Origin of the sequence: Brevundimonas sp., assembly GCF_046299535.1 — a bacterium.
Classification (GTDB): Bacteria; Pseudomonadota; Alphaproteobacteria; order Caulobacterales; family Caulobacteraceae; genus Brevundimonas.
In genome coordinates this window covers 61,247-75,852 of record NZ_JBKBIB010000003.1, presented here as the reverse complement: position 1 = coordinate 75,852, position 14,606 = coordinate 61,247, and the positions used below count along the sequence as shown (strand labels likewise).

At 70.0% G+C, this 14,606-nt stretch carries 9 protein-coding genes; 4 read left to right on the top strand and 5 right to left on the bottom strand.

The window, feature by feature from the left end; translation table 11 throughout:
- Positions 1-5: 5 nt before the first annotated feature.
- Positions 6-2,552 (bottom strand): glycoside hydrolase family 3 protein, encoded by a 2,547-nt coding sequence (locus ACK4FB_RS03170; RefSeq protein ID WP_409747763.1) that lies wholly within the window; start codon positions 2,550-2,552, stop codon positions 6-8.
- 356 nt (positions 2,553-2,908) lie between these two features.
- On the opposite strand from ACK4FB_RS03170, the gene ACK4FB_RS03165 reads away from it, so the two are divergent.
- The 3 genes from ACK4FB_RS03165 to ACK4FB_RS03155 all read left to right on the top strand — a co-directional run bounded on the left by ACK4FB_RS03165 (position 2,909) and on the right by ACK4FB_RS03155 (position 9,006).
- Positions 2,909-5,119: a WD40/YVTN/BNR-like repeat-containing protein gene (locus ACK4FB_RS03165; RefSeq protein WP_409747761.1), complete on the top strand. Its 2,211-nt coding sequence runs from the start codon at positions 2,909-2,911 to the stop codon at positions 5,117-5,119.
- Entirely contained in the window at positions 5,116-6,738 is a 1,623-nt protein-coding gene (locus ACK4FB_RS03160) for an alpha-L-fucosidase (RefSeq protein WP_409747759.1), read from the top strand. The genes ACK4FB_RS03165 and ACK4FB_RS03160 overlap by 4 nt, the downstream gene beginning before the upstream one ends.
- 108 nt (positions 6,739-6,846) lie before the next feature.
- Entirely contained in the window at positions 6,847-9,006 is a 2,160-nt protein-coding gene (locus tag ACK4FB_RS03155; RefSeq protein WP_409747757.1) for an alpha-glucuronidase family glycosyl hydrolase, read from the top strand.
- A gap of 259 nt (positions 9,007-9,265) precedes the next feature.
- On the opposite strand, the gene ACK4FB_RS03150 is transcribed toward ACK4FB_RS03155, so the two are convergent.
- Together ACK4FB_RS03150 and ACK4FB_RS03145 are read right to left on the bottom strand one after the other, a co-directional pair.
- Positions 9,266-10,513, bottom strand: a complete 1,248-nt coding sequence (locus ACK4FB_RS03150; RefSeq protein WP_409747755.1) for an NAD(P)/FAD-dependent oxidoreductase — start codon at positions 10,511-10,513, stop codon at positions 9,266-9,268.
- 72 nt (positions 10,514-10,585) lie between these two features.
- Positions 10,586-11,791, bottom strand: a complete 1,206-nt coding sequence (locus ACK4FB_RS03145) for a pyridoxal phosphate-dependent aminotransferase (protein ID WP_409747753.1) — start codon at positions 11,789-11,791, stop codon at positions 10,586-10,588.
- Positions 11,792-11,921: 130 nt separating this feature from the next.
- Here ACK4FB_RS03145 and ACK4FB_RS03140 point away from each other — a divergent pair, with 130 nt between their 5' ends.
- Positions 11,922-12,329, top strand: coding sequence for a hypothetical protein (locus tag ACK4FB_RS03140; protein ID WP_409747751.1), 408 nt, complete (start codon positions 11,922-11,924; stop codon positions 12,327-12,329).
- Positions 12,330-12,347: 18 nt separating this feature from the next.
- Here ACK4FB_RS03140 and ACK4FB_RS03135 read toward each other — a convergent pair whose 3' ends face one another.
- Positions 12,348-13,958: a M56 family metallopeptidase gene (locus ACK4FB_RS03135; protein WP_409747749.1), complete on the bottom strand. Its 1,611-nt coding sequence runs from the start codon at positions 13,956-13,958 to the stop codon at positions 12,348-12,350.
- Positions 13,955-14,344, bottom strand: coding sequence for a BlaI/MecI/CopY family transcriptional regulator (locus ACK4FB_RS03130; protein WP_409747747.1), 390 nt, complete (start codon positions 14,342-14,344; stop codon positions 13,955-13,957). The genes ACK4FB_RS03135 and ACK4FB_RS03130 overlap by 4 nt, the downstream gene beginning before the upstream one ends.
- Positions 14,345-14,606 lie beyond the last annotated feature (262 nt).

Sequence of the window (14,606 nt, the reverse complement as noted above, 5' to 3'; positions counted from 1 at the left end):
CCAGTCTAGGACGTCGGGCACACCGCGTCGCCTTCGTTGGAGGTCAGCCGCACCGTCTCGAAGCTGACGGCGAAGGCAGATTCCGTGCTGAACCCGAAGGGCTCGGACACCTCGGCCACATTGGCCCCCGCATCACGCAGGCAGGACAGGCGCACCTTGATCTCGCGCCACTCGCCGATGGGCGCCGCCCCGAAGATGCGGCTCATGTCCACGCTGCCCTCGTCCAGTGTCAGGAACACCGGGCCGGCGGGCGCCGCGTCCACGCGGTAGCGGAATCCGATGGCCATCTCGCCGTTGGTCTGGCGAGTCAGGTCCACCGGCGCGGCCGAGATGTTGGCCGCGCCCCCGTCGCCGGAGAACACCAGGGCGCGGGCGGATTCCTGGGCCGAGCCGTCTGCGGAGCGCACGGTCACGCCGCCCCGCGGGCTTGCTCCGGAGGATTCCTGCCCCAGCCGTCGCTCACCGCCTGCGTCGCGCAGGGCCAGCGACCACGGCGGGGTGAAGCGGCCCTCGGTGAAGTAGCGGTCGGGGTTGGCCGCCGCTCCGGTGACGCCGGACTCCTCGCTCAGTTCCGGAACCTCGCCGGGCCGGGCGTAGGACAGGCCGTGGCCGTAGGCGAAGAGGGGGTCATAGCCGGGTTGGCCGGCGTTCAGCGGGCCCTGCACCGCCGTGCGCGGCCAGGAGAAGGACAGGGTTCCGGTGAAGTCGTGGCGCGGCGCACCCGAGGCGTCACCGATCAGGACGTCGGCGATGCCGCCGCCCTCGGCGCCTGGCAGCCAGGCGGCCACGAAGGCGTCGGAGGCGTTGATCTCCGGATTGGTCCACATGGGCCGCCCGGACAGGAACACCGAGACGGTGGGGATGCCCTGGGCCTGCAGCGCGCGCAGGGTCTCCAGCGGCTCGTCCGGCACGAAGTCCAGATGCTCCACATCGCCCTGGAACTCGGCATAGGGGGTTTCGCCGAAGACGACGATGGCCACGTCCGGACGGGTCTCGAACGACCCGTCGGCCGACAGGGTGGCGGCGCCGCCCGCTTCGGTCGCGGCTTCCTCGATCCCTTCCCAGATGGACTGGCCGTTGGGGAAGTGCTCGCGCCGGTTGCCGGTGCCCTGCCAGGTCAGGGTCCAGCCGCCCGAGGCCTGGCCAATGTCGTCCGCCGCGGCCCCGGCCACCAGAATGTTGGCGTTGGCGCGGATGGGCAGGACGCCGTCGTTCTTGAGCAGCACCAGCGACTGGCGCACCGCGTCGCGGGCCACAGCCCTGTGCTCGGGCGCGCCCAGATACTGGAACTGGCCTTCGAGCGCGCGGCTGGCCGGGCCTTCGGGCTCGAACAGGCCCAGCTTGACCTTGACCCGCAGGATGCGGCGCACGGCCTCGTCCAGACGCGCCATGCCGATCTCGCCGGAGCGGGCCTGCTCCAGGGTGTTCTGGTAGAGAGGGCGCCAGCTGTCCGGCGCCATGAACATGTCGATGCCGGCGTTGAAGGCGGCGGCGCAGCTCTCGTTGGAGCAGCCCGGGATCTGGCCGTGGGCGTTCCAGTCCGAGACCACGAAGCCGTCAAAGCCCAGCGGCCCGCGGAGCACGTCGGTCAGGATGGTGGGATTGCCGGTGTGCTTGACCCCGTTCCAGCTTGAGAAGCTGGCCATGACCGTCAGGATGCCCGCGTCGATGGAGGGCGGATAGCCCGCTGCGTGGATGTCGATCAACTCGCGCTCGGTGATCTGCGCGTCGCCCTGATCGATGCCGTCCAGGGTACCCCCGTCGGCCAGCCAGTGCTTGGCCGACCCGGCGATGCGCCCCGCCGCCAGAGGCTGCCCGGAAATCAGCTCGCCCTGAAGGCCCAGCGTCACCGCGCCCGCATAGGACGCCACGATTTCGGGATGCTCGCCATAGCCTTCGTAGGCCCGGCCCCAGCGGTCGTCGCGGGGCACGGCCACCGTGGGGCCGAAGGTCCAGTCCGCGCCGGTGACCGCCACCTCCAGCGCCGTAGCCTCGGCGATGCGGCGGATCAGGTCCGGGTTGCGGGCGGCGCCCAGGCCGATGTTGTGGGGAAAGAGGGTGGCCCCGACCACATTGTTGTGGCCGTGCACCGCGTCGATGCCGAAGATAAGCGGGATTGCGGTCCCGCCGCGTGCCGCCGCCGCCTCGCGGAACGCAACCGCCAGATCCAGCCAGGCCTGGGGCGAGGCGTAGGCGTCGCCGCCCGGCTCGGAGTTGCCGCCCGCCAGGATGGAGCCCAGGGGATAGGTGGCGAGGTCCTCGGGCGTGATGGCCGAGATGTCCGCCTGGATCGTCTGGCCGACCTTCTCCTCCAGCGTCATGCGGCTCATCAGCTCGGTAATGAAGGCCTCGGTCGCCGCGTCCGTAATGGCGTCCGGCGTGGCGCTTGCGGGCCAGATCGTCGGATCGGCGCGCGCCTCGTCGGGCACGGGGATGTCCGCGCCGGCTGGAACCGGATCGGGCAAATCGACCGATTGCGCCGAGGCGCAGGCGGCGGCGGACAGGGCCAGGACGGCCGTGGTCGCGGTCAGGAAGCGGCGGCTATGGATCATCAGGACCTCCCCAGGACTGATTTTGGTGGGCGGACAAAGGGACGGCGCGACCGCGGGTGCGATCGCGCCGGAAGTTCGCTCAGGGTTCGGACGCAAATACGCGGGTCGTCGCGCGACGCGGACTCAGGGGAAGGGCGCGGCCGTCGGCCATGCAGATTTCACTCCCCCGGAGCCAGCTCGAACGGCGGCTCTCGTTTTTACCAGTGCAAACTTGATGCATAGGTGGCAATCGTGTCAACTATTATTGCGTTAGCGCTATCACTGTCGCGCGAGTGGGCCGGAACGGCAACCGCGAACTGCCGCCCTGGGGAGGGACCGCGATGAATCTACGCTTTGTGCTCATTATGATGTTGGCCTTGCTCGGGCCTGCGGGAGCGGCGACGGCGCAGGATGCGGATTACGTCTGGCGCAATGTGACGGTGGGCGGGGGCGGCTTCATTCCCGGGGTGGTGTTCAGCCCGCTGGAGCCGGGTCTGGCCTGGGCCCGGTCGGACATGGGCGGGGCCTATCGCTTCGACGCAGCGCACGGGCGCTGGGTTCCGCTGCAGGACGACGAGGCGGAATCCAGCTTCTACGGCGTGGAGAGCATCGCCCTCGATCCGGTCGATCCTGATGTGGTCTATGCGGCGGTGGGCATGCACCGGGGCGGGCGCGCCGCCATGCTGCGCTCGGCCGACCGGGGCGAGACCTGGACCACCCATCCCGTGGACTTCCCCATGGGCGGCAATGAGGACGGCCGGGGTCTGGGCGAACGGCTGGCGGTCGATCCCAACGACACGGCGGTGCTCTACTTCGGTTCGCGCCATCACGGGCTTCAGCGTAGCGGCGATCACGGCCGGACCTGGCGGCGGGTGGAGAGCTTTCCTCACGCGGGGCTCGGCGTGCCGCCTCAGGGTCAGCCGACCAATCCGGGGATCAGCTTCGTCCTGTTCGACGCCCGCAGCGGGGCGCCCGGTCAGGGCAGCGCGGTCATTCTGGCTGGTGTGGCGGACGAGGGGGCGCAGGGCCTCTATCGTTCGGACGACGGCGGCCAGAGCTGGCGGCGGCTGGACGGCGGGTCGGGCGGCCTGTCGCCGGTCAAGGGCGTGATCGATGCGCGGGGCGTGCTCTACACCACCTGGACCTGGGGCGTCGGGCCCAACGGGGTGACGGACGGGGCGGTCTGGCGGCTGGATCTGGACAGCGGCGACTGGCGCGACATCACCCCGCCCCATGAGCCGGGCAGCGGCGGTTTCATGGGCGTGGATGTGGCGCGGGGCGAACCGGGCGTGGTGGTGGTCTCCACCCTGAACCGCTGGCGGCCCGGCGACACCCTGTGGCGCACAATTGACGACGGCGCGACCTGGACCAGCCTGCGCGAACAGGCGGTGCGGGATGTGAGCGAGACGCCGTTCCTGTACTGGGGGCGGGACGAGCCGGACTTCGGGTGGTGGATCGCGGCCCTGGCCATCGATCCGTTCGATGCGGACCACATGGTCTACGGCACCGGGGCGACGCTGTACGCCACGCGCAATCTGGGTGCGGCGGATCAGGGCGCTCCCACACTCTGGCGGCCCTGGGTGGACGGCATCGAGCAAACCGCCGTCATCACCCTCATCAGCCCGCGAGAGGGACCGCCCCTGCTGACCGGCTTCGGCGACATCTCGGGCTTCGCCCATGAGGATCTGGAGACCTCGCCGACGCTGCAGTTCACCACCCCGGTTTTCGGCAACACCAACGGCATCGACTACGCCTGGCATGCGCCCGAGATCGTGGTGCGCTCCGGAACGCCGCACGAGGGCGTGGGCTCGGACGACGCCGACGGCTCGACCCTGGCCTGGTCTGACGATTATGGGCGCAGTTGGCGACCGCTGGGACGCCCGTCGCCCGCCGCCGATCCCGAGGCGGCCGCAAACCCCCGCATGGACCTGTACCGCGATGCGTCCATCACCGTGTCGGCGGACGGGGAGACCTTCGTGGTCGCCACGCCCCGGCCGATCCAAAGCCGCGACCGGGGCGCGACCTGGCGGGCGGTGCAGGGCCTGCCGCTGCTGGCGCGTCCGGTGGCGGACCGGCACGATCCGCTGCTGTTCTATGCCCTGGACTTCGCCACGGGCGACTGGTTCGTCAGTGTCGATGGTGCGGCGACCTTCGCGCCCGTGCCCAGCCGGGGCTTGCCCGACGAGCTGTGGCGGGACCAGCCCCACTGGCGCGAGATCGCCTTTCCCCTGCGCGCCACGCCGGGGCGGGACGGCGACCTGTGGTTCGTGTCCACGCGCGGGCTTTACCGCTCCACAGACGGCGGCCAGCGCTTCCGGCGGGTCGACAGTGATCTGGCCGTGCGGTCCATGGATTTCGGCGCCCCGATGCCGGGGCAGGATTATCCGGCGCTCTACGCCATCGGCGAGCGGGACGGCGTGCTGGGGGTCTATCGGTCGGACGATGCGGGCCGGTCATGGCTGAGGGTCAACGACGACCGGCATGAGTATGGCCGCCGCTACCGGACCGTGGCGGGCGATCCGCGCATCCCGGGGCGAGTCTACGTGGCCACCGACGGCCGGGGCGTGGTCTATGGAGAACCGAGATGACGGGCGAATTTTCCAGACGCAGCCTGCTGGCCGGCGCGGGCGGACTGGCTCTGGCGGGATGCGCCAGCGTTCCGGCGGCGAGCGGTCCGTTCCGGGCGGACTGGGATTCCCTGATCGCGGGCTACCGGACGCCGGACTGGTTCCGCGACGCCAAGCTGGGCATCTGGTCCCACTGGGGCCCCCAGTGCGTGCCCGAGGCCGGGGACTGGTATGGCCGCCAGATGTATCAGCAGGGCAACCCGGTTTACGATCACCACCTGGCCACATACGGGCATCCGTCGGAGTTCGGGTTCATCGAGTTCATCGGGCGCTGGCGGGCGGACGCCTGGAGCCCCGAGGCGCTGCTGGATCTCTATGAGGAGGCGGGGGCGAAATACATCGTCTCCATGGCCAACCACCACGACAATCTGGACATGTTCGCCAGCGCTCACCAAGACTGGAACACCACCCGCGTGGGGCCGGGGATCGACATCGTCGGGACCTGGGAGCGGGCGGTGCGGGCACGGGGCCTGCGCTTCGGCGTCTCCAACCATGGCGCCCATGCCTGGCACTGGTGGCAGACGGCCTATGGCTATGACCCCGAAGGCCCGCGCGCGGGCGTGCGCTATGACGCGACGCGGCTGCGGCGTCAGGACGGGGTCGGAACCTGGTGGGAGGGGCTGGACCCGCAGGCGCTCTACACCGGCGCGACCATGGCGCCCCCGGACGGCATCGACAGCATCGCGGCCATGAACGCCTTCCACGACGCCAACAGCGGCCAGTGGATCGAGACCATCCCCGCCGACAACCTTGGCTTTGCTGTGAACTGGGCGCTGCGTCAGCGGGATCTGGTGGACAGGTACCGGCCCGACTTCGTCTATTTCGACAACTACGGCCTGCCGCTGGAGCATCACGGGCTGGAGGCGACGGCCCACCTTTACAACGCATCGCTGAACTGGCGCGGCGAACTGCCTGTGGTCACGGGCAAGCGGCTGACGGTCGACCAGCGGCGAGGCGTCACGGAGTCGGTGGAGCGGGGCTTCCTGACCGAAATCCGCGACGAGCCCTGGCAGACCTGCACCTGCATCGGCGACTGGCACTACAACCGCGCCCGTTTCCGCGACCGGTCCTATCTACCCGCGAAGGCGGTGATCCAGCGTCTGGCGGACGTGGTGTCCAAGAACGGGGCCCTGCTGCTGAGCATCCCCCAGCGGGGCGACGGCTCCATCGACGCCGAGGAGCAGGCGATCCTGCGCGACATGGCCGCCTGGATGGCGGTCAACGGCGAGGCCATCCACGGCACGCGGCCCTGGCGGGTCTGGGGCGAGGGCCCCACGGAAATCCGCGAGGGCATGCACGGCGAGGGAGCCGTGGGGCCCTTCACCGCGGCCGACGTGCGCTTTACGACGAAGGGGGACCTCCTCTACGCCATCGCCATGGACTGGCCGGAGGATGGGCGGCCGCTGCAGATCACCAGCCTCGGGCGGCGCGTGACGCAGGGCAGGGCCGTTCAGGCGGTGGCGCTTCTGGGCGCCGGCGGCGTGGATTTCGAGCAGACGGACGACGCCCTGATCGTGGCCCTGCCGGAAGCGCGCCCGGTCGCCTTCGCGCCGGTGCTGAGGGTGCGCGGCCTGACCTGACCCGCCCCGGCCCCCCATTGGCGCCGGGGGAAGGCTGTGAAATGGTAGCGATAACAAGAGGCGTCCAAAGACGCTGATGATCGCCGCTCGGGCGACGGGAGGACGACCATGACGCGGGCCCTGCTCGCCGCGATGATCGCGGCCGCTCTGTTCCTGACCAACGCCTGGTCGGCGAAGGCCGAGGACGGCTATGACCTGTGGCTGCGCTATCAGGCGGTGGAAGCCGGGGCGGTGACGGACTACCGGGCGGCGGCGACGCAGCTGGTGACGGCCGGCGAGTCCGCGACCCTGGGCGTAGCGGTCGGCGAGATCGAGCGCGGACTGTCGGGCCTGCTGGGCGCGGCGCCGGAACGGGCGAGGGCGGTCAGCCGGGACGGGGCGTTGCTGGTCGGGCGCGCGGGGGATGCGGCCATCGCGGCGCTGGGGCTGGACCTGACGGGGCTGGGCGCCGAGGGCTATGTGATCCGCAGCGTGGACGTGGACGGGCGTGCGGCGACGGTGATCGCGGGCGGTGGGAATGCAGGGGCGCTGTACGGGGCCTTCCATTTCCTGCGCCTGATCCAGACGCGGCAGGCGCTGACGGATCTGGATATCCGCGAGGCGCCGGCGGTGAACCTGCGCCTGCTGAACCACTGGGACAATCTGGACCGGACGGTGGAGCGGGGATACGCAGGCCAGTCGCTGTGGGACTGGCACAAGCTGCCGGACCATCTGGACCCGCGCTACACAGACTACGCGCGGGCCAACGCCTCCATCGGGATCAACGGGACGGTCATCAACAACGTCAACACCGACGCCCTGAGCCTGACGGCGCCTTGGCTGGAGAAGGCCGCGGCCCTGGCCGGGGTGTTCCGGCCGTACGGCATCCGGGTCTATCTGTCGGCCCGGTTCTCTGCGCCGGTGGAGATCGGCGGGCTGGACACGGCCGACCCGCTGGACCCGCGCGTGCAGGCGTGGTGGCGGGCCAAGGCGGACGAGATCCATGCCCTCATTCCCGACTTCGGGGGCTTTCTGGTGAAGGCCAATTCCGAGGGCCAGCCGGGGCCGCAGGACTACGGGCGCAACCATGCGGACGGGGCGAACATGCTGGCCGACGCGGTGGCCCCCCACGGCGGCGTCGTGATGTGGCGGGCCTTCGTCTATGACGACGGCGTGCCCACCGACCGGGCCATGCAGGCGTATGACGAGTTCGTGCCGCTGGACGGCCGGTTCCGCGACAACGTCATCGTCCAGGTGAAGAACGGCCCCATCGACTTCCAGCCGCGCGAGCCCTTCCATCCGCTGTTCGGCGCGACGCCTGAAACGCCGCTGATGATGGAGTTCCAGATCACCAAGGAGTACCTCGGCTTCGCCACCCACCTGGCCTATCTGGGGCCGCTCTACGAAGAGGTTCTGGACGCCGACACCCATGTGCGCGGGCCGGGCTCGACGGTGGCGGAGGTGGTGGACGGCTCGCTGTTCGGCCACCGGCTGACCGGCATGGCGGGGGTGGCCAATACGGGCAGCGACCGCAACTGGTCCGGCTCCCAGTTCGATCAGGCCAACTGGTACCTGTTCGGGCGGCTGGCGTGGGATCCCGGGCTGGGCGCCGAGGCGATCGCGCGCGAATGGGCGGCCATGACCTTCACGCCCGACCCGTCGTTCGTGGAGCCGGTGGTCGAGATGATGATGGGCTCGCGCGAGGCGGTGGTGGACTACATGACGCCGCTGGGCCTGAACCACCTGATGGCGACAGGGCACCACTACGGGCCGGGGCCGTGGGTGGACGACCTGCCGCGGGCCGACTGGAACCCCACCTATTTCCACCGGGCCGACGCAGACGGGATCGGCTTCGACCGCACGGCCTCGGGCAGCGACGCGGTGAGCCAGTATGCGCCGGAGGCAGCGGCCCGCTTCGCCGATCCTGCCCAGATCGATGAGCGGTTCCTTCTGTGGTTCCACCATTTGCCGTGGGACCACCCGATGCCATCGGGTCGGCCCCTGTGGGCGGAACTGGTGGCGCGCTATGACCGGGGGGTGGCCGCCGTGGGCGAGATGCGCCGGACCTGGGGCGGGCTGGCCCGACATGTGGATGCCCGACGTCATTCGGAGGTGGCGGACTTCCTGGCCATTCAGGAGAACGAGGCCCGCTGGTGGCGCGATTCCTCGATCGCCTACTGGCAGAGCCTGAACGGTCTGGAGATTCCCGAGGGCAGCGCCCTCCCGGCGCAGGATCTGGAGCACTATCGGGGTTTGAGCTTTCCGCACGCGCCGGGGCATTGGGACTGAAAAACAGTGCAACAGGAGTGCAAGATTTCGAAAATTCTCCATTGAATTCAGCAAAAACGTGGATCTGCGTTGCACTGGTCGTCGGGCTGTCGGCGGGAAAGCGGTATGCCGCCCGTGGAGGCGCCGACATGAAGCAGGGAGAAGCAGACAGTCTGACATCCCAGCAGTATGAGCCTGCCGCATACGCGGCGGGAAAAAAGCCGCTGAATTAGATCCCGCCCCTTTGTGGGCGAAGGCTTTGGCCGTGAAAAACGGGGGATTACGCCTGCGCCACGGCCTTCATGGACACAGCCGGATCCGCCAGCTTCGCGCGGTCCACCGGCGTTGATCTGGCGATCAGTTGCTTGCCCATCATGAACTCTGGCGCCGCGTTGACCGCTTCCACGGCGCGGAGGCGATCGCCTTTCAGATGGAACACGGCGAAGGTCCCGGCGGCCGGGTCGCCGCGCACCACCACATCGTCGGCCTCGAACGGGAGGCCCGCGATCTGCAGCTTTACGTCGTACTGATCGGACCAGAACCAAGGCGTTTCCGGCGGCGGGGGCGGGCGACCGGTGATGGCGGCGGCGGCCTGTTTCGCCTGCTCCAGCGCATTTGGCACGCTTTCCAGGCGGAACGCGCGATCCTCGTAAAGGGGCAGGGGGCGCCGGGTCACATCGCCGATGGCGAAGACGGCGGGGTCGCCCGTCCGGGCCTGATGGTCCACCACCACGCCGTTCTCGCAAGGAATCCCCGCTGCGCGGGCCAGCTCGTCATTGGCTGCGCCGCCCACCCCCACCAGGGCGATGTCGCAAGGGATGACGCGCCCGTCCTCCAGCCGAACCCCGGTGAGGATCCCCTCCGCATCCTCGAAGCCGGCGACGGCGGCGTTCAGCTCCAGGTTGACGCCGTGGCTGCGGTGCAGGGCCTGAAAGAAGTCGGACAGGGGCCCGCAGGCGACCCGGGCCAGGCAGCGGGCCTCGCGCTCGATGATGACGGCCTCGGCGCCCAACGCGCGGGCCGAGGCCGCGGCCTCCAGCCCCACATAGCCGCCGCCGACCACGGCCAGCCGCGCGCCCGGCTTCAGCACCGCTTTCAGGGCCTCCGCGTCGGCGAAGGTGCGCAGGGACAGGACGCCGGGCAGGCCGGCGCCGGGAATCTCCAGACGCCGGGCGCGCGAGCCGGTGGCCAGGATCAGCGCGTCATAGGGCAGGGCCGATCCATCGTTGAGCGTGACCATTCTGGCGCCGCGATCGATTGCGGTGACAGCGGTTTCGGTGCGCAGGTCCACCCGGTTCCCGGCGTACCAGGATGCGGGGCGCAGTTCGACCGCCTCGATGTCCGCCTCGCCTTTCAGCCACGCCTTGGACAGGGGCGGCCGCTGATAGGGGATGGCCGCCTCGTCGCCGATCAGGACGATGGGGCCCTCATGGCCGTACTGACGCAGGAACGCCGCCGCCGAGCCGCCCGCATGGCCCGCGCCAACGATCACGATGCGGGCGTCGGCGGGATAGGCGGCGTCGGTCATGGGGCGTCCCTGATCAGCGGTTCAGCCCGACATATGGCATGCGAACCGGCTCAAGCCAGCCCCCGGCGACGCTCAGGAAAGCGAGGCGCAGAAGCGCTGGATGCGCTTGCACGCTTCCTCGAGCACGTCCTCCGACGTGGCGTAGCTGATGCGGAAGAAGGGCGACAGGCCGAAGGCCGCGCCGTGCACCACCGCCACGCCCTCGGCCTCGAGCAGTTCACGGGCGAAGACCTCGTCGCTGTCGATGACGACGCCGCTTTCCGTCGTCTTGCCCATCACCCCTTCGGCCGAGGGATAGACGTAGAAGGCGCCCTCGGGGGTGGCGCACTCGATTCCCTCAGCCTCGTTCAGCATGGCGACCACCAGATCGCGGCGCTTTTCGAAGGCGGCGCGGCGCACGGCCATGAAGTCCTGCGGACCGTTCAGGGCCTCGACGGCCGCGGCCTGGCTGATGGAGGAAGGGTTGGAGGTGGTCTGGCCCGCCACCTTGCGCATCAGGTCGATCAGGGGCCTGGGTCCGCCCGCATAGCCGATGCGCCAGCCGGTCATGGCGTAGGCTTTCGATACCCCGTTGACCGTCAGGGTGCGCTCGTACAGGTCCGGGGCCACCTGGGCGATGGTGGTGTACTCGAAGCCGCCGTAGACCAGATGCTCGTACATGTCGTCGGTCATGACCCAGACGTGGGGATGACGGCGCAGCACCTCGGCCAGGGACTCCAGCTCGGCGCGGGTGTAGGCGGCGCCGGTGGGGTTGGAGGGGCTGTTGAGGATCAGCCACCTGGTGCGGGGCGTGATGGCGGCTTCCAGCACCTCGGGCTTCAGCTTGAAGCCGTCGGCGGCCTCGCCCACGATCTCCACCGGCTCGCCGCCCGCCAGCAGCACCATGTCCGGATAGCTGACCCAGTAAGGCGCCGGCACGATCACCTCGTCGCCGGGCGAAAGGGTGGCGACGAGGGCGTTGTACAGCACCGCCTTGCCGCCGGGCGCCACGTGGATCTGGCTGGTCTCGTAGGTCAGGCCGTTCTCGCGGGCGAACTTGGCCACGATGGCGGCCTTCAGCTCCGGCGTGCCGTCCACATCGGTGTATTTGGTCTCACCGCGCTGGATGGCGGCGATGGCGGCCTGCTTGATGTTGTCGGGGGTGTCGAAGTCCGGCTCGCCGGCGCCCAGACCGATCACGTCGCGGCCCGCGCGCTTGAGCTCACGCGCCTTGGCGGTCACGGCCAGGGTGGCCGAAGGCTTGACGCGCGCGAGGGCGGAGGACTGCAGGCTGGACATGGGCGATCCGTGGTTTGGCGTGGGGAGGAACGCTTTCTTACGCAACCGCGAAAGGACGCGCAAACAACCGTCGCGCGGGGTGGCTGAACCGGGCGCGAAGGCATAAAGCAGTCGCCTTGAGGAGATTGTAATGCTTGTGACGATGCTCGCCGCCGCGCTGATTCAGCCGCCAGCTCCCGCCCCCGCCACGCAAGACCGCTACACAACAGTCTCGGACGTGACGGTCGTCGCCCGGCCCATTGATCCATTATTGACTGTCATGGTGGACGGCGACCTGGACGTGGAAAGCCTGGTTCGCAGCGACCCGTCCGGCGTGCGGTGCGGTGCGCATGAACATCGCTATGCTGCCTCAGGCAGCCCCCGCCTCTGCTGGATACGCCGGCCCGCCGGTTCCGAAATCGTGCTTTCGGCCCATGACGTCGGATCGGACTGGCGGGTCGAATGGCACGGGTGTGCCCTCATCGACGAGGGCCGCCGTTGCCGGGTCACGCTTAACGACGACGAGACCGAAATTCGAGCCACCTACAGGCGTGACTAAGGCGGGGGTGTCCGCCCGTCAGACGTCGTCCAGCGCGTGTCGGGCCATGCGCTCGGCCTGACGCTCAAGTTCCCCGGCCTGTTCGGCAAGGCGGTGCGAGAGGGCGAGCAGTTCCTCATCGGTCACGGTGTTTCCCCGCTCACGATTCTCCTCGATCTGACGCGCCCGATAGGCCGGGTCGCGCAGGCGGCGGCTTTCCTCACGCATCTGTTCCGCACCCCGGCGCATCTGCTCGGCGCCGTCGCGCATGTGGACGCGGGCCTCGGCCCTGTGGACCCGGGCCTGTTCGCGCGCGACCGCCGCCTGTTCCCGGGCTTGCGCCGCATGGACCCGCGCGACTTCGGCGTCGGCGCGGACCCGGGCGATGGCGGGCGCATTGGCGGCGACCTGCGCCCGGACCTGCTCCGCGCGGCGTCGGGCTTCCTCGGCGTGGGCGCGGATCGCCTCCACATGGGCGCGCATCTCGGGAGAAGACGCTTCGACCCGGTAATACGCGCCCCGTTCGGGCGGAGCTGGCGGCGCCGGAGGAGCGGGCGGAGCAGGCGGCGCGGGAGGCGGCGGCGAAGGTGCGGCTGACGGCGGCGCCGGAGGGGCCGGGGGCGAGGGCGGGATCAACTGCGCCAGATCCAGCCGTTCCGGGGACGCGGGCGCTCGGGGCGCTTCCGGCGCGGGGGGCGGCGCAGGCGGCGCCTGCAGCTCCAGGGCGGCCACGGGGGCGGCGATGGCGGCCAGCAGGGCCAGGGCGCCGAGGGCGACCACGGGACGGCGGCGGGTTGGGACGGCGGTCATGATGCAGGCGATCCTTCTTTTCAGGGCGTGGGGCCGGGCGGCCATGGCCAGGGCGGCCGAAGGCGTGGGTTGGGACGCCAGGCCGATCAGGGCGCCGGCGTACTCGGCCCGGTCCATGCGGCCGGCGGCGATGGCGTCTGCGGCTTCCTCGGAGCGGGCGGCGAGGTCGGCGTGCAGGCGCCAGACCAGCGGGTTGAACCAGAACAGGGCCAGGGTCAGGCGCGACAGGATCAGAAAGACCCAGTCGCCGCGCCGCAGGTGGGCCGTCTCGTGTGCGAGCACGGCGGGCGCTGTGTGGGGCGCCTTGAGGCTGGTGATGTCGATCAGGACCACGCCGGGACGGACGCCCCAACTGAGGGGGCCGGGCGCGTCGCGGCTGGCCAGCAGGCGGGGCGGCGGGCGATGCGCGGCCAGGGCCGCCAGCCAGCGGGGGCAGCGTACGGGCGCGGCGTCGCTGGTCCAGCGGTGCAGGGTCCAGACTCCGGCGGCGAAGCGGACGGCGATCAGAAGGGCGCCGACGGTCCAGATGCAGGCAAGGATGACGGCGGCGTCCGGCATGGGAAGCGCGCCGGAAATGGCCACGCCTTCCAGCGGCTGAACCTGCCCGGCCCAGACCGGAGGGGCGGCCCGAGGCGGTGCGGAGGCGGCGGGCAGGACCGCGAGGCGAAGCGCCGGACCCGCCGCCATCACGACCGGCAGCGCCAGCAGCATCACCACCGTTCCGCGCAGGATGTCGACGCGCTCGACGGGGCGGCGGGTGGTGAAGCGGGCCAGCAGCAGCCCCGCGCCCGCGATGAGACTGGTCTTGGCCGCAAGCGCGATGAGGATATCGAGGGTCATGAGCCGTCCCCCTTGGCGCCGTCTGTCCGGGTCTTGTCGATCAGGCGGCGCAAGGCTTCGGCCTCGTCGGGGGTCAGGCGGTCGCCCATGCCCAGAAGCGCGGTGGCGGCGCTGACGGCCGACCCCGCAAAGAACGTGTCCACCATGCGCTTGAGGGCGCCGGCGGCCAGGGCGTCGGGGCGGGGCGCCGGGCGGTAGACGAAACCGCCCTGGCCCGGTTCACGGCGCACCAGCGCCTTGGCCTCGAGCCGGGACAGCAGGGTGCGCACGGCGGAGTCGCTGAGCGGATCGGACAGGGTGGCGCGGACATCAGCCGCCGTGGCGGCCTCAAGCCGACAGAGAGTTTCGAACACCTCCCGCTCGCGCCGGGGCAGGGACTCGATCATTGGCCGCATCCTCTACAAATGTAGCGTTACACTTGTAGCGAATTGGGGCGGCAGTGGGGCGCCGACATGAAAAGGCGGTCAGGCAGGCGTCCCCGGCCGACGGTGTCCGGCCGGAACAGATAGGTCTCAGGGCAGGGGGCGCTGTGACTTCTGTTCAGGGAACAGAACGGTGCGATAGATTTTTTTATAGTTTCAAAAAAAGTTTATCGATTTTCTCTTTGCTTCGAAAGCACATAGGGTCATGTTCTGGCCAGCGATAAAG